The following is a 23,315-nucleotide window of genomic DNA, read 5'->3' as shown; positions in this document are numbered from 1 at the left end:
ACTCGATCCAAATTTTCAGATCGAGAATGTCAGATCTACCGGAACCCCTTGCGCCCGGTCGGAGACGTAACGCACGTGCCGCACGCGGATGCGAATCGCCGCCGGAACCGGATGGGGGGCGTATCCTTTAGCAGATTGCCGAACTAGTGAAACGAAGGCTTGATGAGATTGGCTGGTCTATCATAAACGAATCACCCGGCAAGTTCTGAGCATGTCCAAGGGAACGAATGCGCGACCGAGAAATCAACGAAACAGCTCACGATGAAGCGTTTGTAAGCGTCGGCAACTGGTGGAACACCCAACTCGACACTATCCTGCGCACCGCAGTTGACGAAGGCTGGCCACGCAATCGCGATGCCCTTAGCAAACTTCCCGTATGGAGGGCAGCGTTCCCCGACGAATTCGCATCATGGACGCTCAACCGCTACCAGGAATCAGTCGGCCGCAACTGGGCGCCAGACAGGGTTTGGCGAAAAGAATTAGAGCCCATATACAACGGGCACCCAGGTCCGACATACGTCTGGTGGGAAGTCGAGGATTTATCCGGATATATCATCGACGTGGACGATATATTCGATTTCAGGCATTACCACACTCACGTCGAAGCCGCAGCCATAGGCAGGGCAGTTCAACTCGGCTTCATTAAGCGACCCGAACGAGTTCCGTGCGCGCTGTGCGGCAAACTCGTGTTCGACTTTGATCTGCATAGATCGCATTTCTGTCTAGAGTGCTTGGGTGGCCCGCCCAACGGGAGCATGGGGAAGCGTGCAATCCTCCAATATGCCAGAGACTTAGCCGAAGTCACTGGCACCGTACCTACACTCCATATCGCCATCCCGGAAAACTTTTCGACGCTTGATGTCGATATGCAGGTCAAGATCATGCGGCTTCGGAAAAATTACCCTTCGATTGAGCGCGTCCGCGAAACATTCGGGTCCTGGCTCGCGGTACTGATCAAGTCCGGAATCCTGCCAGAGGGTACTCAGAAGATGTCAAGGGGAATTCGGAGCATCGCCAAGGACGGGCATGTCTGCCATTCGATCCCAGAGAAGGTCATTTGCGACTTCTTGCACAGCGAAGGCATCGAGCACAGCCGAGAGCCGATGTACCCCGGCGGGTCGAAATTGCGCGCTGACTTCAAGATCGGCGATATTTACATCGAATACTTCGGCTTGGCTGGCAACGCGGATTATGACGCCAAGGTGGCGAAAAAACGTGAGGTCGCTCGCGAGAACAGCCTGCACCTCGTCGAACTGTTCCCCGAGGACATGGCAGATTGGCAGGCTACTCGGAATCGTCTGATCGGCCTGCTTAAGTCGTGAATCGCGATGCGATCCGTCGTCGGCCTGATGTTCGTGAGCGCGATTTTCGGCACACTGTAGACGATCACGTCCGGACCAAAGAAAGCAGCGCAGGTCGCTGGCCTAACCGCGACCCCGACACGACACGACTCCGCTGATGAGCGCGGAGCAAACATGTTGTGGCGCAACCGATCACCGGAGCCGGGTCGTGCGGGGTTCCGCGCCAGCCAATTACGCGATATCAGCCCAATTTTCGGCCAGTCGGCTACCCCACCGGGTCCTCGCTGCCGGGACCGGATCCAGACCTGTTCGCATGACCACCCGGCACCCACGCGTCGGGCAGTCATCACAGGCCCCGCTTCGGTGTGCTGCCAGTGCTACCAGCGCTCAACAGCGCCGTAGGCATCACTGCGATACCCAGTGGCCATATGCACCTACCGAGTTGATGGCTCATTGGCGCGTCGCTGCTGCTTCGGGCATCCGATGTGATCCCATCATGTGACTGGTAGCGAACGAGCATGACCGAAGGAGGCGGCACTGTGGGTAACGAGGCAGAGGCGTTGGTCGCCGAGCGAGAGCAGCAGGCCGTCGAGGCGCTCGGCGATGTCGTCGCGTTCTATAAAGCGATGCGGCGCATGCACTATCAAAGGAAGCCGTGCCTGACGATACGTGTGATGTGTGCCGAGCTACTCGAGCTGGATGCTGACTCGGATCCCGTTGCTGCGGCGAAGCTACGGGACGCCGAGCTGAGCAAGGAGACAGGAGCGTCCACTGGTCGTGACCGTTCGTCCGCCGAGGCCCCGATGGAGACCGAATCCGGTGACCGTGGTCCGGGTTCACGGTCACCGGCAGGTACTGTCACCAACCTGGTGCTGTCGTTCATGCACGATCGTCCAGGCGAGGTGCAGGTTGCGCGGGAGATGGTCGATTGGCTGGTCGAGCACGGCTGGCACAAGCCGCTACGGCCGGGGCACTCGATCAATCTCGCATTGAGCAGGCTGGCCGCTAAAGCAGACTCGGGGATCTCCCGTGTCGGGCCTGGTCTGTGGCGTTATGACCCGATCTCATCAGCAGGTCCGAAACCTGTTGCGAATCAGGATGTTTCCTCGGCTCGCGTGCGCCAGCTGATGTCACGGCGTCCCGAATCCACGACGGTTCCGTCGCACGCAACAGCAGACGGTGAATTGCTGGACTCCGCCGGTGACAGTTCATCGACCGAGCGGAGGCGGGTGATATAGGCGCATAGATAAAGCCCCGCCCGCAGCTTTTGGAAGGGCACGGGCGGGGCCTTGGACCAGATCGTCACCACTGGAGACGACCTGTGCTTCACGGTACCCGCTCGTCTGCTGCTGTCGGGGCAGGCTCGCGGGCCCGTGTGAAGTACGGGGGATTCGAGGTACCCGTGACAGGCTTATTGTCGGCTGGGAGATTTCCGGGGTTGAGCTGGGCGTTTCGCCCGGTAGGTGGTGCCGTCGCTGGCGAGAGTGGGCCACAGGGCGACACCGAGGCCGGTTTCGAGGCGAGCGATGGTTTCCGCGTCGGGCCAGGTGGTGCCGGCGAGGATCCGGGCGATGACCGAGTGGTGGACGCCGGTGCGGGCCGCGAGGTCGCGGGCACTGGCCTGGTCGATCGCGGCGCGAAGGTTCGCAACCAGAAGACGAACGGCTTCAGCGACCGGAGATGTGGCCGGAGTCGTCGGCCAGCCTGCGGTGAAGTGGCGGGGTGGGAGCCGATGGGGTCGCGGCACCACCTCAGAGTAGACACACGATCGGCGCGACACATCGTCCTCAACCCGCTAATGTCGCTAACTAACGACAGTGACGTTGAGGGTGAGGCTCTGGATCCTTTGTACGACAACTACATTCCCGCTATTCCCGCACGGGAATGGGCGGCGATCGGGGACTTCGTTCGATCGGTGGTAACCGAGTGTGGGCCGGAGGGTACGGCAGCGACGCGGGATCTCTTGTGGGCGTGCACGCGGCATGTGCGGTGGTGCCGGGGGACGGCGGGACTGAACTTGGACCGTGCGGTGGTGTTCCATCCGGCGACGATCGCGGACTCGCTGGCGCACGGGTCCCAGGATTTGAAGCCCAGGTCGGTGGCGAATCTGCGACGGCTCCTGACGCACTGTGCGCAGCAGATCTCACCTCCTCAGGCACCGCCTCGGCGGCCGGGACCAGGCCGGATCGATCCGTCGATGCCGTACACGCGGGCCGACGTGGCCTCGTTGAAGGCGTGGGCGTACGGGCAGCCGACCGCGGCGGCGCGAACACAGGCAGATGTGCTGTTGGCGTTGGGGCTCGGCGCGGGCTGTACAGCTGCGGACATCGCCGCACTGGTCGTCGACGACATCGTGGTCGACGAGCAGGGTGTGCTGGTGCAACTCGCTGGCGAGCGACCACGCGAGGTGCCCGTCTTGTTCGATTACGAACGGCCTCTGGCCGGGGTCGTGGAGGCTGGTCATCCACCGGGAACACCCGTGTTTCTGCCGGGGCGGCGGCGCAGCAAGAACCTGATCACCGGATTCACAAGCCGTGGTGGCGGCGAGCCCGGACCGAATACGCACCGGATGCGCTCAACCTGGATCGTCGAGCACCTGGTCGCTGATGTTCCCATCGCGGTGCTGATGAAAGCGGCGGGAGTCGACACCGTGCAGGGCTTGACCCGCTACCTCGCCCACATCCCCGACACCGATGCCCTGCGAGCACGAGCCGCGTTGCGCGGCACCGCCAGGGGCAGAGCATGAGTGTTCGGCCGCAGCCGAACCCAAACATCGACAGTCACGACGACGCCCGCGACCCGGCGCGCCTCCAGGGACTTTTCGGACTGACTGACAGGAACCTCAGCCGCCCCTCCGCGCGGACGACGTTCTCGTCGGAATTCGTCGCCGACACCATCGTGTTCGTCGACGGGTCGGGGTTGGTCGAACGCATCGAGCGATGGCGAGCCGAGGATGATCGGCAAAGCCCTGGGCGCGGTGGTCGGCCGACCTTGCTGCCAGGCCGGGATCGGGTGGTACTGACGCTGTTGCTGATGCTGGCTCTGAACGACGAGCCACTGCTGGTGTCGCGGATGACCGAGATCCTGCGCTACCGGCTGGAATCGGAGTCACTGCGATTGCTGGGACTCGACCCGCAGCAGTGGCGGAGTGCGGGCACTGCCGTTCGAGATCGGTTGTATTTCGTTGTGTGGCGGGCGTTTCACCGGCTGCTCGACGTGATCGATCCCGCCCCAGGAACCCCGGGCCGACGGCTACCGCTAGCGCAGGTACAAGCCATTCGCGCCGCGCGCGACCCGGAGGCGTGCGTGACGAAACAGAAACGCGCCCAGTGGGTGGCCAACCAGTTCCTCCAGGCTTCCTACCTGTTGATCCCCGAACCGGATCGGCGGCAGTGGCTCGGGGACATCTGCGTCGATGCCACTCCGGTTCCCGTGTGGGGCAAGAAGGGAACCTCCTCGCGCACCACACGTGATCCGCACGCCCGGTGCAGCCCCGACATCGACGCAGGCTGGTACACCCGCGAAGGCGATCACCGCGACACCACCGCAGGGCGGGACCCGAAGACCGTGTGGGCGTACGAGGCGACCTATGCGGTGATGGCTGCCGACAACCCCGGTACACGTCCGGGCTATCCACTGCTGGTGCTCTCGATGACCTTGGACGCGCCGGGACAACGCGTCGCGGAGAACGCGGTCACCTGTGTGGCATCACTGCGCGATCGTGGGCTGCCTGGCCGGTACATGGTCGGTGACCGCGCCTACTTTCCCAATTCGCGCCCCGAGAAGCTGCAACTGGTAGCCCGCGCGATGGGTTACGAGCTGGTGTTCGACTACCGTCGTGACCAACTCGGAGTCATGACTTCCCGCCACGGCGCCATTCAGGTCGAAGGCAACTGGTATTGCCCGGCTATGCCCCGCGGCCTGATCGAAGCCACCACGGATCTGCGTGACGAACGCATCGACATTGGCATGTATCGGCAGCGGATCGGCCGACGCCATGACTACCTCCTCACTCCGAAAGCTCGCGCCGACAAGGACGGCTACCGGCCGATGCGATGTCCAGCCGCAGGACCCGCACCGACGGTGTCATGCCCGGTAAAACCGCGCGACGCTGTGAGCGGCAAGGACTTGCCGACCGTACTGAATCCACCGAACCCGTCACCGAAGATCTGTGCCAACCGCGAATCGGTCACCTTCGGCCCCGCTGACGGCGCTAAATACGGTCAGGCGCTGCAGTACGGTACCGATGCCTGGCATGCTCGCTACGCCACCGCGCGCAACACCGTCGAGGGCTTCAACGGGTTCGTGAAGGACCCCGCATACGGCAGTCTCGCCGAGGCGGGCCGCCGACGCATCCGCGGCTACACCGCACAGCTGCTGTCGGTCGCACTGCTGACCGTCAGCGCGAACATCCGTAAGATCCGCGCCTACCTCGCCCGCCAGCACAAGCCAGCACCCCAATCGCTGTCCCCGATAGACCGTCGCCGACACACCGACAGCCTCACTACGTACCAGCCGGCACGCGACACTTCACCCATGATTGGGCCCGCTGCTCGACACACTGACCCCTGCCGACCGGACTAACAGCGCGTGCACACTTCCGCCTACCAGTGATTTGAATCACCGGCAGTGGCGGCTGCCTAAGCATCAGTGATGCGCAACGAAAGAAGGTCGATCCGCAGGTGCGGATCGACCTTCTGTTCGATCTGTGACCACTTACTCAACCAGCGACCAGGTTTCACAAACCTGGTCAGACCGGTTTCACAAACAGTCCCCGGTGGGCGAAGGGGGACTTGAACCCCCACGTCCCGAAGGACACTGGCACCTGAAGCCAGCGCGTCTGCCATTCCGCCACTCGCCCGAGCGACTGCAAGACAGTAGCACGGGGGGTTGACCGAAACGAAATCGCCTGTTCACGATGCTGAACAGCGTCCTGACCGGGACGGGGAACCCTGGGAACTCACCGGGAGTTACAGGTATGGACGATCGTGGATATCATGCAATGACCGTGTCCGACTGTCGACACGCCCATTGGCGTGTCGCGAATCCTGAACAGATGACCTATGAACGCACACCCGAGGAGGCCGAGATGGGCATCGTTTCCCGCTTCGAACGTCGCCTGCAGGGTGCCGTCGGTGACGCGTTCGCGCGCGTGTTCGGCGGTAGTGTCGTCCCGCAGGAGGTGGAGGCGGCCCTGCAGCGTGAGGCTGCCGATCGAGTCAGCGAACTCGACGGCGGCCATCTACTGGCTCCCAACAGCTATACGATCACCATCAACGCGGCGGACCTGCAACAACTCGATGCGGACCACGAGCTCACCACCCGTGCGTTCGCCAAGCATCTGCAGGACTATATCCGCGATCAGGGGTGGCAGACCTACGGCGAAGTACACGTCGAATTCGAGCCATCGCCTACGCTGCACACCGGGCAGTTCAGGACACGCGGCCGGGTCGACCCGGACGCGGGCCACCAGAACCAGCCGACTTCCGGCCGGTCCCCTGGTCGGCCTGGACCACCCCGACAACGAACCGCACACCCGCAACCAGGAGCTGGCCCCATGACGCAGAACTCAGGCTACGACCCCAGCCGTGAGCCCGCGGAGTCCGATCCACGCAACCGCGGGTACGCGCCGCCCCCGGCGGGCCGCCCCGCGGCACCGGGCTACGACGAATACGGTCAGGGTGGCCATCAGGCGCCGGCGGGCGGTGGATACCAGGCCCCGGGCGGTAACGAATACGCCGATCAGCGCGGCTACGCCGACTACCAGAACGGCGCCGACTACCAGCAGGGTGGCTACGGCCAGCAGGGCGGATACGAGCAGCAGCCCGGCTACGGCCAGCAGCAGGGCTATGCCCAGCAGGGCGGCTACGAACAGCACGGCGGATACGAGCAGCAGCAGGGCGGCGGCTACGGCCAGCAGGGCTACAACGACCAGGCCTACGGCCAGCAGCAGGGCTACGCCCAGCAGGGCGGCGGCTACGGCGGCCAGCAGCAGGCCTACGGGCAGGCGCCCAGCGGCTACGAGCAGGGCTACGGCCAGGCCCCCGGCGGTTACGCCGAGCAGGGCTACGGCCAGCAGCAGGGCTATGCCCAGCAGGGCGGCTACGAGCAGGGCGCCCAGGGCGGCTACGCCGAGCAGGGCTACGCCGGGCAGCAGCAGGGCTACGGCGGGCAGCAGGCCGGCTACGCCCAGCCCGCACAGCCGGCCCCGGGCGCCGGCTCGGGCTACTCGGCGACCCTCCAGCTGGACGACGGCAGCGGCCGCACCTACCAGTTGCGAGAAGGCAGCAACATCATCGGCCGCGGGCAGGACGCACACTTCCGCCTTCCCGACACCGGCGTGTCCCGGCGTCACATCGAGGTCCGCTGGGATGGCCAGGTCGCCATGCTCTCGGACCTCGGGTCGACCAATGGAACGCTGGTCAACGGCTCGCCGGTGCAGGATTGGCAGCTGGCCGACGGAGACATCATCCGCGCCGGACATTCCGAGATCCTGATCCGTATCGTCTGATCCCGTAAGCTCGCCGATGCACGTCACGATGCGACGCCCGGAAATCCTTGGCCCGTATCGTGATCGCAACCGGTCATCGGCCCTATGATGCTGCCAACCCTCGCCTTGCGCAGCAGGTCCGAGCTGACCAGCAATACCGGTTTGGGGGCACAGGCGCGTACCTACATCGGTCGGACAGGAGGTGGAGCACCGTGCAGGGACTGATCCTGCAATTGACCCGTGCGGGGTTCCTGCTGTTGTTGTGGCTGTTCGTATGGGCGGTGCTTCGAACCCTGCGCAGCGACATCTACGCGGCATCCGGCATTCGGATCCAGCCCCGGGCCGCACGCGGTTCCTCGGTGCTGCCATCCCTGGGCCGTGGCCAGAAGGGCGCCAAGTATCTAGTGGTGACTCAAGGTTCACTCGCCGGCACACGCATAACCCTGGGCACCCAACCGGTGCTCATCGGGCGCGCCGACGATTCCACGCTGGTACTCACCGACGACTACGCCTCGACCAGGCATGCGCGCCTGTCACCACGCGGCGATGACTGGTACGTCGAAGATCTAGGATCCACCAATGGGACCTACCTCGATCGAGCGAAGGTCACCACCCCGGTGCGGGTTCCGCTCGGGTCCCCCGTCCGTGTCGGTAAGACTGTGATCGAGCTGCGATCGTGACACTTGTTCTTCGCTACGCGGCGCGCAGCGACCGCGGTCTGGTCCGAGGCAACAACGAGGATTCCGTCTATGCCGGTGCGCGCCTGCTGGCGCTCGCCGACGGCATGGGCGGGCACGCCGCCGGTGAGGTGGCGTCCCAACTGATGATCGCCGCGCTGGCACATCTCGACGATGACGAGCCCGGCGACGACATCCTCGGCAAGCTCGACCGCGCCGTGCACGCCGGCAATGCCGCCATCGCCGATCAGGTCGAGGAAGAGCCCGAACTGGACGGCATGGGCACCACGCTCACCGCAATCCTGTTCGCGGGCAAGAAACTTGGCCTGGCCCATATCGGCGACTCCCGTGCCTACCTGTTCCGCGAGGATGTGCTGACGCAGATCACCCGGGACGACACCTTCGTCCAGTCGCTGGTCGACGAGGGCCGGATCACCGCCGAGCAGGCGCACACTCATCCGCAGCGCTCGCTCATCATGCGCGCGCTGACCGGTAATGAGATAGATCCCACACTGATCATGCGGGAGGCCCGCGCGGGCGACCGCTATCTGCTGTGCTCGGATGGCCTGTCCGATGTGGTCAGCGACGAGACCATCGCGAATACCATGCGCGAGGGCAACACCGACGAGACCGCGGACCGGTTGATCGAGCTGGCGCTGCGCAGCGGCGGCCCGGACAACGTGACCGTCGTGGTCGCGGACGTCATCGACCTGGACTACGGCCAGAGTCATCCGATCGTGGCCGGCGCCGCGGGTGGCGAGGACGAGGACACCCCGCCCCCGAACACCGCCGCCGGACGCGCCGCGGCGATGCGGCCGCCGCGCGCCACGCCGCCACGCCGCGCCCCCGTGACGCCGGAGCCCGAGCCGCGCAAGAGCCACAAACTCCGCTGGATCGTGCTGTCGCTGGCGCTGCTCGTCGCGATCGTTGTCGGACTCGTGGTCGGCTACAACATGATTCGCAACAATTACTACGTCGGCGCCGACAGCGGCAACGTGGTGATCGTGCGCGGATTACCCGGATCGGTGCTCGGCTATTCGATCCACGACGTGGACCAGGTCGCGTGCGTCGAGCGCGACGGGAGCCTGTCCCTCGCCCATCCGGGCGAGGGATTCCCGTCCGGATGCAGTCAGCTCGAGGTCGCCGACCTCCAACAGACGGGCCGCGACAAGGTGAACAGCGGCCTGCCGCCGGGCGCGTTCGATGACGCGCGCCGCCAATTGGACAAACTCGCCCAGCAGGATCTGCTGCCCGCGTGTACGACCGCCACCCCAGCCTCGCGGCCGGGCGGGGCGGGTACACCCGCACCCACTACCGCACCGACCACGCCCGCCGCTCCGGGCAGCGCCACCCCCGCTGTCCCGGGCGCATCCGGCACGCCGGTTCCGACCAGCGGCGACGCTCGTCCCGGCCCGCCCTCGGCCGGGCCCGCCCCGACGACGGCCGCACCGACGGTCCCGCAGACTCCGGGGGAGAACTGCAGGAAGGCGGACTGATGTCCGCTCCGGCACCGCCGTCCGCAGGGGCTTTCCCCAGTCCGCCGGGTGGGTTCGCTCCCGCGCCGCCGCCCTCCACCCGCCGCAACGTCGAATTGCTGCTGCTCGGCGTGGCAGTCGTGATCACCACGGTGGCGCTCGTGCTGGTAGAGGCCAGCCAGGATCAGAAAATCTCCTGGGAGCTGGCCAAACTCGGCCTGGCCTACCTAGCCCTGTTCGTGGTCGCCCACCTGGCCGTGCGCCGATTCGCGCCCTTCGCCGATCCGCTGCTGCTACCCATCGCGGCGCTGCTCAATGGGCTCGGCCTCGTGCTTATCCACCGCCTCGACCTCGCCGGCGTGCAGACCGCCGTATCCAACTCCCAGCCGATTCCGGCGCTGGACGCCGACCACCAGGTGCTGTGGACCGCCGGTGCGATCCTGATCTTCGCCGCGCTGCTGGTCCTGCTGCGCGACTACCGCACCCTGGCCCGCTACAACTACACCCTGGGCCTGCTGGGCGTGGCCGCGCTCATCGTTCCGGCGGTGCTGCCCGAAAGATATTCGGAGACCGGCGGCGCCAAGATCTGGTTACGGCTGCCCGGATTCTCCGTGCAGCCTGGCGAATTCGCCAAGGTGCTCCTGGTGGTGTTCGCCGCGGCGCTGCTGGTGTCCAAGCGCGACCTGTTCACCGCCGCCGGACGGCACGCGTTCGGGATCGAACTGCCGCGCATCCGCGATCTCGGCCCGCTGCTGCTGGTCTGGGTCGTCTGCGTCGGCGTTCTGGTGTTCGAGCGAGACCTGGGCGTCTGCCTGCTGATCTTCGCCACCGTGCTGGCCTTGCTGTACATAGCGACCGAGCGAGTGGGCTGGCTGATCGTCGGGGCGGCACTGCTGGCCCTCGGACTTCTGGTGGCCTACAAAGCATCCGGGCATATGCGCGTCGCCGTACATACCTGGCTGCATCCGTTCGCGGACTACACCAACACCGGTTACCGGCTCGCGCAATCGCTGTTCGGCCTGGCCACGGGCGGGCTCGCGGGCACCGGATTAGGCAGCGGCCGACCGGATATGGTGCCCTTCGCCAAAACCGACTTCATCGTCGCCACGATCGGTGAGGAGCTGGGGCTGATCGGCCTGACGGCGGTGCTGCTGCTGTTCATGATCTTCGTCGTGCGCGGGCTGCGCACCGCGCTGGCGGTCCGGGACAGCTTCGGCAAACTGCTGGCCGCCGGACTGGCGTTCAGCGTCGCGGTTCAGGTGTTCCTGATCGTCGGCGGTGTCACCGAGCTGATCCCGCAGACCGGTCTGGCCACACCGTTCCTGTCCTACGGCGGCTCGGCCCTGCTGGCCAACTACACGCTGCTGGCGCTGCTGATCAGAATCTCCGATGCCGCCCGGGCACCGGCACCGTCCCGCAAGAAGGAATCCGCGCCGATCACGAACCCACCCACCGAGCTGCTGCGCCCGGCGAAGACCGAGATCATTCGCCCGGCCCGGGCCGATTCGAGCCTCCTGGCAGACGGAGAACCGGCATGAACACACCACTTCGCCGTGTCGCCATGGCGGTGATCCTGATGATCGTGGCGCTGCTGCTCAACGCCACCTACGTCCAGGTGTTCCAGGCCGACAGCCTGCGAAGCGATCCGCGCAATTCCCGTGTGCTGCTGGACGAGTACTCCCGCCAACGGGGGCAGATCTCCGCGTCGGGCACGGTACTGGCCAGTTCGGTGGCCACCAACGACCGTTACAAGTACCTGCGCACCTATCCCACCGACCCCATGGCGTACGCGCCGGTGACCGGTTTCTACTCGATGCAGTACGGGCGCAGCGAATTGGAGCTCGCCGAGGATTCGGTGCTCAACGGATCGGACAGCAAGCTGTTCGGCCGCAGGCTGATCGACATGATCTCCGGCCGCGATCCGCGCGGCGGGAATGTCATCACCACGATCGACCCGGTCATGCAGAAGGTCGCCTACGACCAGCTGACCAGCAACGGCTACACCGGTTCGGTGGTGGCCATCGAGCCGAGCACCGGCCGCATCCTGGCCATGGTCTCGACGCCCAGCTACGACCCGAACCAGCTGGCCTCGCACGACGGTACGACCAGCACCAAGGCGTGGGATCAGCTCAATGCGGATCCGAAGCAGCCGCTGCTGAATCGCGCCATCTCGCAGACCTATCCGCCCGGATCCTCCTTCAAGGTGATCACCTCGGCGGCCGCGCTGGAATCGGGTATCCAGACCTCTGACCAGTTCACCGCCGACCCGCGGATCACGCTGCCCGATACGTCGACCACGCTGGAGAACTTCGACGGCGAGCACTGCGGCACCGGCGCCACCGCGACGATGGAGGAGGCCTTCGCGCTGTCGTGCAACACAGCGTTCGCGCAGATCGGCATGAAGGTCGGCGCGTCCAAACTCAAGGACACCGCCGCGGCCTTCGGTATCGGCACGCACCAGGGCATTCCGCTTCCGGTGGCCGACAGCACCGTCGGAACCATCCCCGACCAGGCATCCCTGGCCCAGAGCAGCATCGGCCAGCGCGACGTGGCGATCACCCCGCTGGACGACGCGGTGGTCGCGGCGACCGTCGCCAACGGTGGAGTGCGGATGGAGCCGCATCTGATCGACCAGACCCAGGGACCCGATCTCACCGAACTGTCCAAGACCAAACCGGTGTCGGTGGGTCAGGCGATCAGTCCCCAGGTGGCCTCGACATTGACGAATATGATGATCGACTCGGAGAAGAACACCTTCCAGGGCAACACGACTCCGTTCCAGATAGCCTCCAAGACCGGCACCGCCGAGCACGGCGCGGATCCGAGTACGACCCCGGCGCACTGCTGGTACATCGGCTTCGCCCCGGCGCAGAACCCCAAGATCGCGATCGCGGTCGTCGTGGAGAACGGCGGAAACATGGGTCTGCGAGGCACCGGAGGGTTCGTGGCGTCCCCCATCGCGCGTGCGGTGCTCGAGGCCGGTCTGCAGGGGGGCTGAACGATATGACACCGAGGCTGTGCAACAAGCAGCGAGTCTGGGGGCTGCAATGCTGACCAACGGCGCGATGATCGCGAACCGGTACCGACTGCAACGCCTGATCGCCACCGGCGGCATGGGTCAGGTCTGGGAGGCCCTGGACACCCGGCTGGACCGCCGGGTGGCGGTGAAGGTGCTCAAGGCCGAGTTCTCGGCGGACCCGACCTTCCGCATGCGGTTCCGCACCGAGGCCAAGACCACCGCGCAGCTCAACCATCCGGGCATCGCGGGCATCTACGACTACGGCGAGACACTCGACCCGCAAGGCGGCGAAACCGCCTATCTGGTCATGGAATTGGTGCAGGGCGAACCGCTCAACACGGTGCTGAACCGGCTGGGCCGGTTGTCGGTGGTACAGGCCCTGGACATGCTCGAGCAGACCGGGCGGGCGCTCGAGGTGGCGCACGCCGCCGGTGTCGTGCACCGCGACGTGAAGCCGGGCAACATCCTGGTGACGCCGACCGGACAGGTGAAGATCACCGACTTCGGCATCGCCAAGGCCGTGGACGCCTCCCCGGTGACCAAGACCGGCATGGTGATGGGCACCGCCCAGTACATCGCGCCGGAACAGGCGACCGGCGAGGACGCCACCTCCTCGAGTGACGTGTACTCCCTCGGCGTGGTCGGCTACGAGGCGCTGGCCGGGCAGCGGCCGTTCACCGGTGACGGCGCGCTCACCGTCGCGATGAAACATGTGCGCGAGGCCCCGCCGCCGATGCCCTCGGATCTGCCGCCCAATGTGCGCGAGCTGATCGAGGTCACCATGACCAAGGATCCGTCCCAGCGGTATCGCAGCGGCGGCGAGTTCGCCGACGCGGTGGCCGCGGTGCGGGCCGGGCGCCGTCCGCCGCCGCCGCGCACGATGCGCGGTCCGGGGGCGGCACCGACCGGCGCCGCCCGGGTGCTGCCGCCGCCGACCGGCGCGACGACCGTGATGCCGCACGACTACGACGACTACGACGAGTACGAGGACGGTGGGCATTACCCGACGTCCGGTCGGTCGTACGCGGCGGGCTCGACCTCGCAGATGCCCGGCCGTCCCACCAGCCCGCCGTTCGACGAGGACGAGGCGCGTGCGGGCCGGTGGCAGAAGTGGCTGTTCGCCCTGGGTATCGGCGCGGTGCTGATCGGCGGCGCCGCGGCCTACGTCCTGCTCAGCGGTCATCCGCCGCAGAATTCGGTGCCGGTTGTCACGCCGACCTCGACGGTCGCCCCGACGACGGTCCCGACCACCACCGAGGAGCCGACGACCACCGAGGACTCACCCACGACCACGCACCACCACGCGCCGCCGGTCGTGACCACCACCCCGTCGACGACCCCCTCGACGACCACCCCCGATTCGACGACCACACAGGACTCCCCCACGACGACCACCGGCCGTCATTTCCTGCCACCCTGGGCCACCGGTGACTCGCCCTACCCGTCCATGGACCTACCGACGGTTCAGAACCCTTACGGCGGGCAGTACGGCAATCAGTACAACAACAGGTACAACAACAGGTACGGCAACGGCCCGTACAACGGGCAGCAATACAGCGGCAGCTACAACCAGAACAACGGCCCCTACGGACGCAGACAGTACGACAACCAGGTCCCGGAAACCTCCTCTCAAGGACAGCAATGACAACCCCGAAGAATCTGTCTTCTCGCTATGAGCTTGGCGAGATCATCGGATTCGGAGGTATGTCCGAGGTCCACCGGGCCCGGGACGAACGCTTGGGCCGCGATGTCGCGATCAAGGTGCTGCGCGCCGATCTGGCCCGCGATCCGACCTTTTATCTGCGCTTCAAGCGAGAGGCGCAGAATGCCGCGGCGCTGAACCATCCGGCGATCGTCGCGGTGTACGACACCGGCGAGGCGCAGATCGACGGCGGCCCGCTGCCCTACATCGTCATGGAGTACGTCGACGGTGACACCCTGCGCGATCTCGTGCGCGGTCAGGGTCCGCTGGCGCCACGCCGTGCCATGGAGGTCATCGCCGACGTCTGCGCCGCACTGGATTTCAGCCACAAGAACGGCATCGTGCACCGCGACATGAAGCCGGCGAACATCATGATCAACCGCCAGGGTGCGGTGAAGGTGATGGACTTCGGCATCGCCCGCGCGATCGCCGACAGCTCGAATCCGATGACGCAGACCGCCGCGGTCATCGGTACCGCCCAATATCTTTCGCCGGAACAGGCCCGCGGCGAACAGGTCGACGCGCGCTCGGATGTGTACTCGGTCGGCTGCGTGCTCTACGAAATCCTCACCGCCGAGCCGCCTTTCACCGGAGATTCGCCGGTGGCGGTGGCGTATCAGCATGTGCGCGAGGATCCGAAGTTGCCCTCCACCGTGCATCCCGGCGTACCGCGCGAACTGGATTCGGTCGTGCTCAAGGCGATGAGCAAGAATCCGGCCAACCGCTACCAGACGGCCGCGGAGATGCGCGCCGATCTCATCCGCGTGCTGGGCGGGCAGAAACCGCTGGCGCCGATGGTGATGACCGATGAGGACCGCACCACCCTGCTGGGCAGCGTCGACGGCTCCCCGCGTTACCGCGAAGACGATGCCGAGGATGCCGAACCCGCGCCCTCGCGCGACACCCGCCGCACCCTGATCTTCGGCGGAGTCGGTGCGGCCGTCGTGGTCGGGCTGTTCGTCCTGTACTGGGTACTGTTGGGCCCCAGCGGCGCGTTCAACCAGGTCCAGATCCCGGACCTGGCCAATAAACCGGCGCCGCAGGCGCAGGCCGAACTGCAGAAGGCCGGATTCGCGGTCGCCATCCAGCAGACGACCGACGGTAAGGTCGCCAGCGGCAACGTCATCGCGACCGAACCGCAGGGTGGTTCACGCGCGCCCAAGGGCAGCACCGTCACCATGCAGGTGTCCACCGGCCCGGCATCCATCCCGGTGCCGCGGCTGGCCAAGCTCACCCAGGCGCAGGCCGAGCAGCAGCTCAACGCGAACGGCCTGCGCCTGGACCCGAATATCGGCCACGGCTCCTCCAGCGTCGAGGACAAGGACAAGGTCGTCAGCCAGAATCCGCCCGAGGGGGCCAAGGTGGACTCCGGCGGCACGGTGACCATCACCCTGGGCAAGGGCCCGGATCAGACTCGTGTGCCGCAGGTGGTGGGCCAGTCGCTCGATGTGGCCGAACCCAACCTCCAGGACAGCGCCGGATTCAAGGTCCAGGTGCAGCAGCTGGCCTCCTCGCGCCCCAAGGGCGAGGTGATCGGCACTAATCCGTCCGGTGGCTCGATGGCCGACAAGGGTTCGGTCGTGACGGTGCAGGTGTCGGCGGGCGACCAGATCCCGATGCCGGATCTGACCGGGCTGACCGCGTCGCAGGCGATGGACAAGTTGCGCTCGGCGGGCTGGACCGGCGGCGCCGGGCAGATCGACCAGAACACCCAGGGCACTTTCGACACCGGGACCGTCGGGCGGATCGTTGATCAGCAGCCCAAGGCGGGCTCGTCGGTCGGGAAGAACTCGACCGTCACGATCGTGACGGGTGTGCTCGGCCCGCCGTAGTTCTTGCTCAGTTCAGATCGAGGTGGCGGTTCATGGACATGGCCTCGTCGGCCATGTCCGCCAGTTCGATCACCTCGATGCCGTGTTCGCGGAGTTTCTCCACGCCGACGCAGTTCGTGACGAAGGTGGCCGGTTCTCGCCAGGCGATGACGACGCGGCGGATGCCGGCGGCCAGGATGCGGTCGGTGCACGGGACGCGATCCGCCGAGCCGCGCTGTGAGCAGGGTTCGAGGGTGCTGTAGATGGTGGCGTGGGCCAGCGCGTCGCGTGTCGACGGCTCGTCGCCGAGCTTGTTCAGCGCGGCTTCCTCGGCGTGTACCTTCGGGTCGGTCTCACGCGAGAAACCGTCTGCGAGTTCGACTCCGTCCGCGCCGACGATGACCGCGCCGACCGCGAAGGCGGTCGTGCTCTTGGGGCACAGCCGGGCCAGGCCGATCGCGTGCCGCATCCATAGGCGATCCTGGTTCATGCGTGAACACCTCTATCCGGTTTCGGCACATCGGTTTTCGGCAGGTATCGCAGCAGGGCGACATCGCCGACGCGGGTGAGATCGGCGAGTTCCATTCTGCGACTCGGGCCGCCGGGATACCCGGCGGGATGCAGGAAGCGGGGTGCGTCCGGGTCGCCGACGAGGATCGGGGCCACGGCCAGGAGCAGTTCGTCGGCCAGGCCGGCGGACAGGAAGGCGGTGTGAATTCGGCCACCGCCCTCCACCATCAGACGCGCTACGCCGCGACGGCCGAGGTCGTCCAGCAGTGCGCCGAAACTTATGTCCGCTCCGAGCGATACGACCTCGGCCAGGCCGGACAGGGTGGTCCCGAGCCGGGCCGCTCCGGCATCGGTGGTGTAGACGAGCCGATCCCCGCCGTGCCGCCAGGCCTTCAGGGCCGGATCCAGTTCGCCGCTCGCGCTGACGACGACCTTCACCGGGTGCTCGGGCTTTCCGGCCGCCACTCGCCGGGCACGACGACCCTCGTCGGCCACGCGCAGCCGGGGGTTGTCGCGGCGCAGGGTGTTCGCGCCGACGAGGATGGCATCGCAGTCCGCGCGCACGGCGTCGACCCGGTCGAAGTCCTCGGGATTCGACAGCAGCAGCCGATCCGGGCTCGCGTCGTCGAGATAGCCGTCGACACTCACCGCGGCGGACAACAGGACATACGGACGATGCGCCACGGACCCATCACATCACAGGGGGACGGTGCGCCGACGCCGGCGGGGTGGGTGAGCTCAGGCCCTACACCAGCGCCGCGACCTCGGCCTCCAGCGCTTCGATCAGCTGCTCGGGCGGCCGGTGACCGCAGACTTCCAGCCAGTTGGCGAGCATCCGGTACCCGCCCTGGGTGAGTACCGATTCGGGATGGAACTGCACCCCATGGATGGGCAGGGCACGGTGCCGCACCGCCATCACGATCCCGCTGTCGGTACGGCCGAGCACCTCGATCTCCTCGGGGAGGGTATCTTCCACCACGGTGAGCGAGTGATAACGGGTCGCGGTGAACGGATTCGGCAGGCCGGCCAGGACGCCGCCGCCGTTGTGGAAGACCGAACTGGTCTTGCCGTGCAGGAGTTCGGGCGCGCGGGTGACGGTCGCGCCGAACGCCTCGCCGATCGCCTGATGGCCCAGGCATACGCCCAGCAGCGGCACACTGTGGCGGACGCAGGCGCGGACCAGCTCGATGCTGGCGCCCGCGCGATCGGGCGTGCCGGGGCCCGGACTTATCAACAGGCCGTCGAATTCGGTGACGACTTTGTCCACATCGTCCAGATGGGGATCGTCGTTGCGCCAGACTGTGGCCTCGACATCGAGCTGACCCAGATACTGCACCAGGTTGAACACGAAGCTGTCGTAATTGTCGACGACCAGTACACGCATGACAGAAAGCCTACGGTGTGGCCCGACACGCCGTCACGGGAATACCTGCCCGCCCCGTCGACAACAGTCCGGCCCCCATACGTATACCCAGCTGGGATAGCCTGAGTACAGACCGGCTGCGCCGGGCGTCGTCGCGTGCTGCGCCCCCGCCGGTAAGACCTGTACCCGAACACGAGGACGTCATGCCCAAGTCTAAGGTCCGCAAGAAGACCGACTACTCGGTCAACCCCGCCAGCCGCATCCCGGTGAAGGTCAAGGGCGGCCCCTCCCCCGTGTGGTACGTCGTGATCATGCTCGGCTTCATGCTGGCCGGGTTGGCGTGGCTGCTGGTGTACTACCTGGCCAACGACAAGATCAGCTGGATGGCCAGCCTCAATGCCTGGAACTTCCTGATCGGCTTCGGACTCATGGTCATCGGCTTGGTCATGACGATGCGCTGGCGTTGACATCCATGTCATTCATGCACACCTGTGGATGAGGTTGTGGACAACTCGAGGAGCGAGTGGGGACCGTGACGGCATCCGAGCCCGTATCCCGGCTGCAATGGTCCACCCCACCGCTCGCGCTCGCGGCGGCGGTCGTGGGCGGTATCGCACTGGGCGCGGCCGCCATGGTCGCCGACGACGGCCCGAGCCGGCTGCTGGTCGGACTCGCGGCCGTGCTGTTGCTGATCCTCGCGGCCGTGGGTCTGCGCCAGCGCCCGCGGCTGTCCATCGTGCCCGGCACGCCGCCCACGCTGGTCGTGCGCGGGCTGCTCGGGGCGCAGAAGTATTCCCCGGAACGGATCGTGCGGGCGCGAGTGGTGAGCTTTCGACGCCTCGGCCGCTCGGTGCCCAACCTCGAGCTCGATATCGACCATCACGGCGAGGACCGCCTGCTGATCTTCGGCCGCTGGGATCTCGGTACCCATCCCCAGGACGTCATGGACGCGCTCGTCGCGCACGGGCTGGCCGTCAGCTGAGCTGAACGCTGTCAGGAACCGATCGCCGCGGCCGCCCCGGCGATCAGTACAACCGCCAGCACCGCCACGGCCGCCAGCGCGGCCCAGCCGATCCGCAGGCCCGCCGCCTGCGAACGCACCCGCAGCCACCGCGGCACATACAGCAGACCCACCGTCGCGAGGGTTCCCGCGGCCAGGCCGCCGAGGTGACCCCACAGCGAAATCCCGGGCACCGACACGCTGATGATCAGGTTGATCACGATCACGACCAGCAGCTGGGTCGGGCTGCGTCGCAGCCGCAACAGCACGACGGCCAGCGCACCGAACAGACCGAAGATCGCACCCGAGGCGCCCGCCGTCGCCGAATCACGGGCCAGCCACATCACCGCGGCCGCGCCGCCCAGCAGCGAGGTCAGGTAGATCGCCAGATAGCGGGTGCGGCCCAGCACCGTCTCCGCATCGCGGCCCAGGATGAACAGCGCGAACATATTGACGGCCAGATGGATCGGACCGAAGTGCAGGAACGCCCCGCCGACCACCCGGATCCACTGCCCCTGCGCCACCTCCTGTGGCGCGAGCACCCAGTCGTAGAACAGCGTGGAATCGCTGTTGTGGGCCACGCTGTGCGCTTGCACGGCGGTGAACGCGTAGGCCGCGACGTTGAGCGCGATCAGCGCGTAGGTCACGTACGGCGTGGGCCGGGTGGTCACCGGCGCCCCGACCGGGGTTCGCACCTGCGGCGTGGCGCGCTGTCCTTGCGCGACGCACTCCACGCACTGCTGTCCGACGGCGGCCGGGCGCAGGCATTCCGGACAGGCAGGCCGCCCGCACCGAGTGCATGCCAGACCGGTGACCCGGTCGGGATGGCGGAAACAGGTCGGTGCGGGCGGCTGAGGGTTCACGAGCACAACTCCGTACGAACTAACCGAGGGTGACGCCGGAGATCACGACCGGATCCTTGGGCCGATCGTTGCGATCGACGGGGGTCGTGGCGATGGCGTCGACCACCTTGCGCGAATCCGGATCGACCACCTCGCCGAAGATCGTGTGGCGGCGGTTCAGATGCGACTGCGGTCCCACGGTGATGAAGAACTGCGATCCATTGGTGCCTGGTCCCGCGTTCGCCATCGCCAGCAGGTACCCACGATCGAAGCGCAGCTCCGGGTGGAACTCGTCGCCGAATTCGAACCCGGGGCCGCCGCGGCCGGTGCCGGTCGGGTCGCCGCCCTGAATCATGAATCCGTCGATCACGCGGTGGAAGACGCTGCCGTCGTAAAACGGGCCGGCGGTCTCGCCCTTCGCATTCTTCGTCGAATACGGCGCCGAACCGTTGGCCAGATCGATGAAGTTGCGCACCGTCTTCGGGGCATGGTTGCCGAAAAGTGAGATCTTGATATCGCCGTGGTTCGTATGCAACGTTGCCACGGAGGTCTGATTCGGTGAAGTCACGCCGAACATCGTGCCACGGGAGCCCGTTACTTCTCGAGTCAACACCGAGCAGCCACTTCACTTGTCGTATCCCGGACGACACACCGGCGAACGAATACGCCCCGGTAGCCGATTTCGACCCGGCAGGCCGAGAATCGCTAATGCTGGACCGCGTGCTGGGCGCTCGAGCCGTTGGTGGCATATCCCAGACGCGGAGGTTCCGGGGCGGGCTGCGGCAACTGCGGACGACGCGTGGCCACGCGCCACGCGGTACCGCCTACGGCTGCCACCAGAACTGCGACGATCAACCGGTTGCGCAACCGGCCCGGCTTACGAGGGGTCCCCAACTGCATGCGACCACTGTGTCACAGCAGCCGGGTGTCTGCCACGCCTCACCGGCTGACCGTGCGTTTGAACTGACGCAGCGACAGCGGCACGAAGATCGCCAGCAACACCACCACCCAGATCAGCGTGGTGACCACCGGATGCCGCATCGACCACACCTGCGGCGGCGCAGCGAGTGGACTGGTATTGCCGAACAGATCGCGGACGGCCTGCGTGACCGCCGAAACCGGATTCCAGTCGGCGAACACTCGCAGCGGCGTCGGCAATTCGGCACTGGGCACGAAGGTGTTCGCGATGAAGGTGAGCGGGAAGATCACTATGAAGCTCGCGTTGTTGAACACCTCCGGCGTGCGGACCAGCAGCCCGACCAGGGCCATCAGCCACGACACGGCGTAGGCGAACAGCAACAGCAGCACATAGCCGAGCACCGCGTCCAGCAGCGATCCGCGGATACGCCAGCCGACCAGCAGACCTGTCACCGACATCACCACCAGGCTGACCACGTTGATCACCACATCGGCGACCGTGCGACCGACCAGGACGGCCGCCGGCGCCATCGGCAGCGAGCGGAACCGGTCGATGATGCCCTTCTGCATATCCTCGGCCAGGCTGGTGCCGGTGAACGTGGAGCCGAACACCGCGGTCTGCGCGAAGATCCCGGCGATCAGGAATTCCCGGTACGAGGTGCCCTGAAGTTTGATCGCCGAGCCGAAGATGAAGGCGAACAGCAGCACGAACATGATCGGCGACAGCGTCGAGAAGATCAGCACGTCGGGCACCCGGCGGATCTTGATCACATTGCGCTTGGTGATGGTGATGCTGTCGCTGACCATCATCGTCAGGCGGGCCAGCGGCGACGGTGCGTCGGCAACCAGACTCATGACTCCGCCTCGCCGGCGCTCGGCTCACTCATCGCGATCCCTCCGTGGCTTGTTCGAGCGCCGCGCCCGGGCCGTCGCCGTTGATCAGCTCACCCGCGTCATGCCCGGTGAGGGTCAGGAAGACGTCGTCGAGCGAGGGCCGTCGCAGACCGACGTCCTGAATCGTCACCTCGTGGGCGCTCAGGCGGCCGATCGCGTCTACCAGCGCCTGGGAGCCGTCGCTCACCGGAACGGTGATGCGCCGCAGGCCCGGTTCGAGGTGGATCTCCCCGACCGCCAGCGGGGCCAGCGCCGCTCGCGCGACCTCCAGCCTGTCGACATGGTCCACGGTGAGCTCGATGCGGTCGCCGCCGACCATGGCCTTCAGCTCGTCGGCGGTGCCGCGGGCGATGACCCGGCCGTGGTCGATCACCGCGATCGCGTCGGCCAGGCGATCCGCCTCCTCCATGTACTGGGTGGTGAGCAGCAGCGTGGTGCCGCCGGCGACCAGCTCCTCGATGACATCCCAGAGATCCAGCCTGGCCCGTGGATCCAGGCCGGTGGTCGGCTCGTCCAGGAACAGCACCGGCGGATTGGCCACCAGGGCCCCGGCCAGGTCCAGACGGCGTCGCATACCGCCGGAGTAGCCCTTCACCGGACGATCCGCGGCGTCGCTGAGGCGGAAGCGATCCAGCAGCTCGCGGGCCCGCTCCTTGCTGCGCGCCACGCCGAGGTGGTAGAGCCGCCCGACCATCTCGAGGTTCTCGAATCCGGTCAGATATTCGTCGACGGCCGCGTACTGGCCGGAGGCGCCGATATGGGCCCGCAGCCGCTGCGGCTGCCGCAGCACGTCGATCCCGGCGACCGTTGCGCGACCGGAATCGGGCGTCAGCAGAGTGGTCAGCACGCGGACGGTGGTGGTCTTCCCGGCGCCGTTGGGGCCCAGGAGAGCTGTCACGGTGCCCTCGGGCACGGTGAGGTCCAAGCCGTCGAGGGCGATCAGACGACCGTACTTCTTGACCAGCCCCTCGACGATGATGGCGTCGGGCATGTCCCTCCTGCCGCGGTGGAGTGGGATATCGAAGCCAAGTATTGCCCAGACCACCGACAACTTCATCCGAATATCGGCGCTACCAGCGTGGAAGCGTGGGAGCGGCGCGGAAACGCAGGAGGCCGCATCCCGGGGATCCGGCGGGTGCTCGGGGGTGCCGGCGGGATGCGGCCGATGTCATCGTCGTCCCGGGATGGGCCCGCCGGCGCGAGTAACGCGCTACTCGACTCTGCCGCGGACCGCTACTCACATCGCCCGATCCGCCCCCTACCGGGACACGCCCGAGTGCATGTACGCGCGGGGGATTTCGGTGGCTCAATGG

General features: G+C 66.5%; 22 protein-coding genes and 1 tRNA gene. 13 read left to right on the top strand and 10 right to left on the bottom strand.

Going from position 1 to position 23,315, the window contains the following annotated elements; all coding sequences use genetic code 11:
- Positions 1 to 227: 227 nt before the first annotated feature.
- Both JZ791_RS00500 and JZ791_RS00495 read left to right on the top strand, forming a co-directional pair.
- Positions 228 to 1,322 carry a hypothetical protein gene (locus JZ791_RS00500; RefSeq protein WP_216892062.1) on the top strand — a complete coding sequence of 365 codons (1,095 nt, stop codon included), beginning with the start codon at positions 228 to 230 and terminating at the stop codon, positions 1,320 to 1,322.
- A gap of 518 nt (positions 1,323 to 1,840) precedes the next feature.
- Positions 1,841 to 2,539, top strand: coding sequence for a hypothetical protein (locus JZ791_RS00495; RefSeq protein WP_216892061.1), 699 nt, complete (start codon positions 1,841 to 1,843; stop codon positions 2,537 to 2,539).
- A gap of 173 nt (positions 2,540 to 2,712) precedes the next feature.
- On the opposite strand, the gene JZ791_RS00490 is transcribed toward JZ791_RS00495, so the two are convergent.
- Entirely contained in the window at positions 2,713 to 3,048 is a 336-nt protein-coding gene (locus tag JZ791_RS00490; protein ID WP_216892060.1) for a helix-turn-helix domain-containing protein, read from the bottom strand.
- Between the two features lie 450 nt (positions 3,049 to 3,498).
- On the opposite strand from JZ791_RS00490, the gene JZ791_RS00485 reads away from it, so the two are divergent.
- A complete protein-coding gene (locus JZ791_RS00485; protein ID WP_216892059.1) occupies positions 3,499 to 4,047 on the top strand; it encodes a site-specific integrase in 549 nt (182 codons plus the stop codon).
- On the top strand, positions 4,044 to 5,885 hold the full coding sequence (locus JZ791_RS00480) for a hypothetical protein (RefSeq protein WP_216892058.1): 1,842 nt from the start codon (positions 4,044 to 4,046) through the stop codon (positions 5,883 to 5,885). The genes JZ791_RS00485 and JZ791_RS00480 overlap by 4 nt, the downstream gene beginning before the upstream one ends.
- 194 nt (positions 5,886 to 6,079) lie before the next feature.
- Here the strand turns inward: JZ791_RS00480 and JZ791_RS00475 are convergent.
- Positions 6,080 to 6,162 (bottom strand) — tRNA-Leu (locus JZ791_RS00475).
- Between the two features lie 228 nt (positions 6,163 to 6,390).
- Between JZ791_RS00475 and JZ791_RS00470 the strand changes: the two genes are divergently transcribed.
- From JZ791_RS00470 to pknB, 7 genes are all read left to right on the top strand, one after another.
- Positions 6,391 to 7,812, top strand: a complete 1,422-nt coding sequence (locus JZ791_RS00470; protein WP_216892181.1) for an FHA domain-containing protein — start codon at positions 6,391 to 6,393, stop codon at positions 7,810 to 7,812.
- A gap of 191 nt (positions 7,813 to 8,003) precedes the next feature.
- Positions 8,004 to 8,471, top strand: coding sequence for an FHA domain-containing protein FhaB/FipA (locus JZ791_RS00465; protein WP_216892057.1), 468 nt, complete (start codon positions 8,004 to 8,006; stop codon positions 8,469 to 8,471).
- Positions 8,468 to 9,964 (top strand): PP2C family protein-serine/threonine phosphatase, encoded by a 1,497-nt coding sequence (locus JZ791_RS00460; RefSeq protein WP_216892056.1) that lies wholly within the window; start codon positions 8,468 to 8,470, stop codon positions 9,962 to 9,964. The genes JZ791_RS00465 and JZ791_RS00460 overlap by 4 nt, the downstream gene beginning before the upstream one ends.
- A complete protein-coding gene (locus JZ791_RS00455; protein WP_216892055.1) occupies positions 9,964 to 11,481 on the top strand; it encodes an FtsW/RodA/SpoVE family cell cycle protein in 1,518 nt (505 codons plus the stop codon). Before JZ791_RS00460 ends, JZ791_RS00455 begins: the two co-directional genes overlap by 1 nt.
- On the top strand, positions 11,478 to 12,941 hold the full coding sequence (locus JZ791_RS00450) for a peptidoglycan D,D-transpeptidase FtsI family protein (RefSeq protein WP_216892054.1): 1,464 nt from the start codon (positions 11,478 to 11,480) through the stop codon (positions 12,939 to 12,941). The genes JZ791_RS00455 and JZ791_RS00450 overlap by 4 nt, the downstream gene beginning before the upstream one ends.
- Positions 12,942 to 12,990: 49 nt before the next feature.
- A complete protein-coding gene (locus JZ791_RS00445; RefSeq protein WP_216892053.1) occupies positions 12,991 to 14,607 on the top strand; it encodes a protein kinase domain-containing protein in 1,617 nt (538 codons plus the stop codon).
- Positions 14,604 to 16,496, top strand: coding sequence for a Stk1 family PASTA domain-containing Ser/Thr kinase (gene pknB, locus JZ791_RS00440; RefSeq protein WP_216892052.1), 1,893 nt, complete (start codon positions 14,604 to 14,606; stop codon positions 16,494 to 16,496). Before JZ791_RS00445 ends, pknB begins: the two co-directional genes overlap by 4 nt.
- Positions 16,497 to 16,503: 7 nt before the next feature.
- Here pknB and JZ791_RS00435 read toward each other — a convergent pair whose 3' ends face one another.
- The 3 genes from JZ791_RS00435 to JZ791_RS00425 all read right to left on the bottom strand — a co-directional run bounded on the left by JZ791_RS00435 (position 16,504) and on the right by JZ791_RS00425 (position 18,369).
- Positions 16,504 to 16,965 (bottom strand): deaminase, encoded by a 462-nt coding sequence (locus tag JZ791_RS00435; RefSeq protein ID WP_216892051.1) that lies wholly within the window; start codon positions 16,963 to 16,965, stop codon positions 16,504 to 16,506.
- The gene (locus JZ791_RS00430) at positions 16,962 to 17,669 is read right to left on the bottom strand and encodes a RibD family protein (RefSeq protein WP_216892050.1); all 708 of its coding nucleotides are present in this window, start codon (positions 17,667 to 17,669) and stop codon (positions 16,962 to 16,964) included. The genes JZ791_RS00435 and JZ791_RS00430 overlap by 4 nt, the downstream gene beginning before the upstream one ends.
- A gap of 61 nt (positions 17,670 to 17,730) precedes the next feature.
- The gene (locus JZ791_RS00425; protein ID WP_216892049.1) at positions 17,731 to 18,369 is read right to left on the bottom strand and encodes an aminodeoxychorismate/anthranilate synthase component II; all 639 of its coding nucleotides are present in this window, start codon (positions 18,367 to 18,369) and stop codon (positions 17,731 to 17,733) included.
- A 182-nt stretch (positions 18,370 to 18,551) separates the two neighbouring features.
- Between JZ791_RS00425 and crgA the strand changes: the two genes are divergently transcribed.
- Both crgA and JZ791_RS00415 read left to right on the top strand, forming a co-directional pair.
- Positions 18,552 to 18,815 (top strand): cell division protein CrgA, encoded by a 264-nt coding sequence (gene crgA / locus JZ791_RS00420; protein WP_216892048.1) that lies wholly within the window; start codon positions 18,552 to 18,554, stop codon positions 18,813 to 18,815.
- A gap of 65 nt (positions 18,816 to 18,880) precedes the next feature.
- A complete protein-coding gene (locus JZ791_RS00415; RefSeq protein ID WP_308162676.1) occupies positions 18,881 to 19,330 on the top strand; it encodes a PH domain-containing protein in 450 nt (149 codons plus the stop codon).
- 11 nt (positions 19,331 to 19,341) lie between these two features.
- On the opposite strand, the gene JZ791_RS00410 is transcribed toward JZ791_RS00415, so the two are convergent.
- The 5 genes from JZ791_RS00410 to JZ791_RS00390 form a co-directional block, all read right to left on the bottom strand.
- Positions 19,342 to 20,211, bottom strand: a complete 870-nt coding sequence (locus tag JZ791_RS00410) for a rhomboid family intramembrane serine protease (protein WP_216892047.1) — start codon at positions 20,209 to 20,211, stop codon at positions 19,342 to 19,344.
- A 19-nt stretch (positions 20,212 to 20,230) separates the two neighbouring features.
- The gene (locus JZ791_RS00405; RefSeq protein ID WP_308162674.1) at positions 20,231 to 20,758 is read right to left on the bottom strand and encodes a peptidylprolyl isomerase; all 528 of its coding nucleotides are present in this window, start codon (positions 20,756 to 20,758) and stop codon (positions 20,231 to 20,233) included.
- 137 nt (positions 20,759 to 20,895) lie between these two features.
- Positions 20,896 to 21,090 carry a hypothetical protein gene (locus tag JZ791_RS00400; protein WP_216892045.1) on the bottom strand — a complete coding sequence of 65 codons (195 nt, stop codon included), beginning with the start codon at positions 21,088 to 21,090 and terminating at the stop codon, positions 20,896 to 20,898.
- A 39-nt stretch (positions 21,091 to 21,129) separates the two neighbouring features.
- The gene (locus tag JZ791_RS00395; RefSeq protein ID WP_216892044.1) at positions 21,130 to 21,963 is read right to left on the bottom strand and encodes an ABC transporter permease; all 834 of its coding nucleotides are present in this window, start codon (positions 21,961 to 21,963) and stop codon (positions 21,130 to 21,132) included.
- A 28-nt stretch (positions 21,964 to 21,991) separates the two neighbouring features.
- The gene (locus JZ791_RS00390) at positions 21,992 to 22,993 is read right to left on the bottom strand and encodes an ATP-binding cassette domain-containing protein (protein ID WP_216892043.1); all 1,002 of its coding nucleotides are present in this window, start codon (positions 22,991 to 22,993) and stop codon (positions 21,992 to 21,994) included.
- Between the last annotated feature and the right edge of the window lie 322 nt (positions 22,994 to 23,315).

Source organism: Nocardia alni, from assembly GCF_019038435.1.
Lineage (GTDB): Bacteria > Actinomycetota > Actinomycetes > Mycobacteriales > Mycobacteriaceae > Nocardia > Nocardia alni.
Note: the sequence above shows the minus strand (reverse complement) of the source record. Positions and strands in the feature narration are given on the sequence as shown.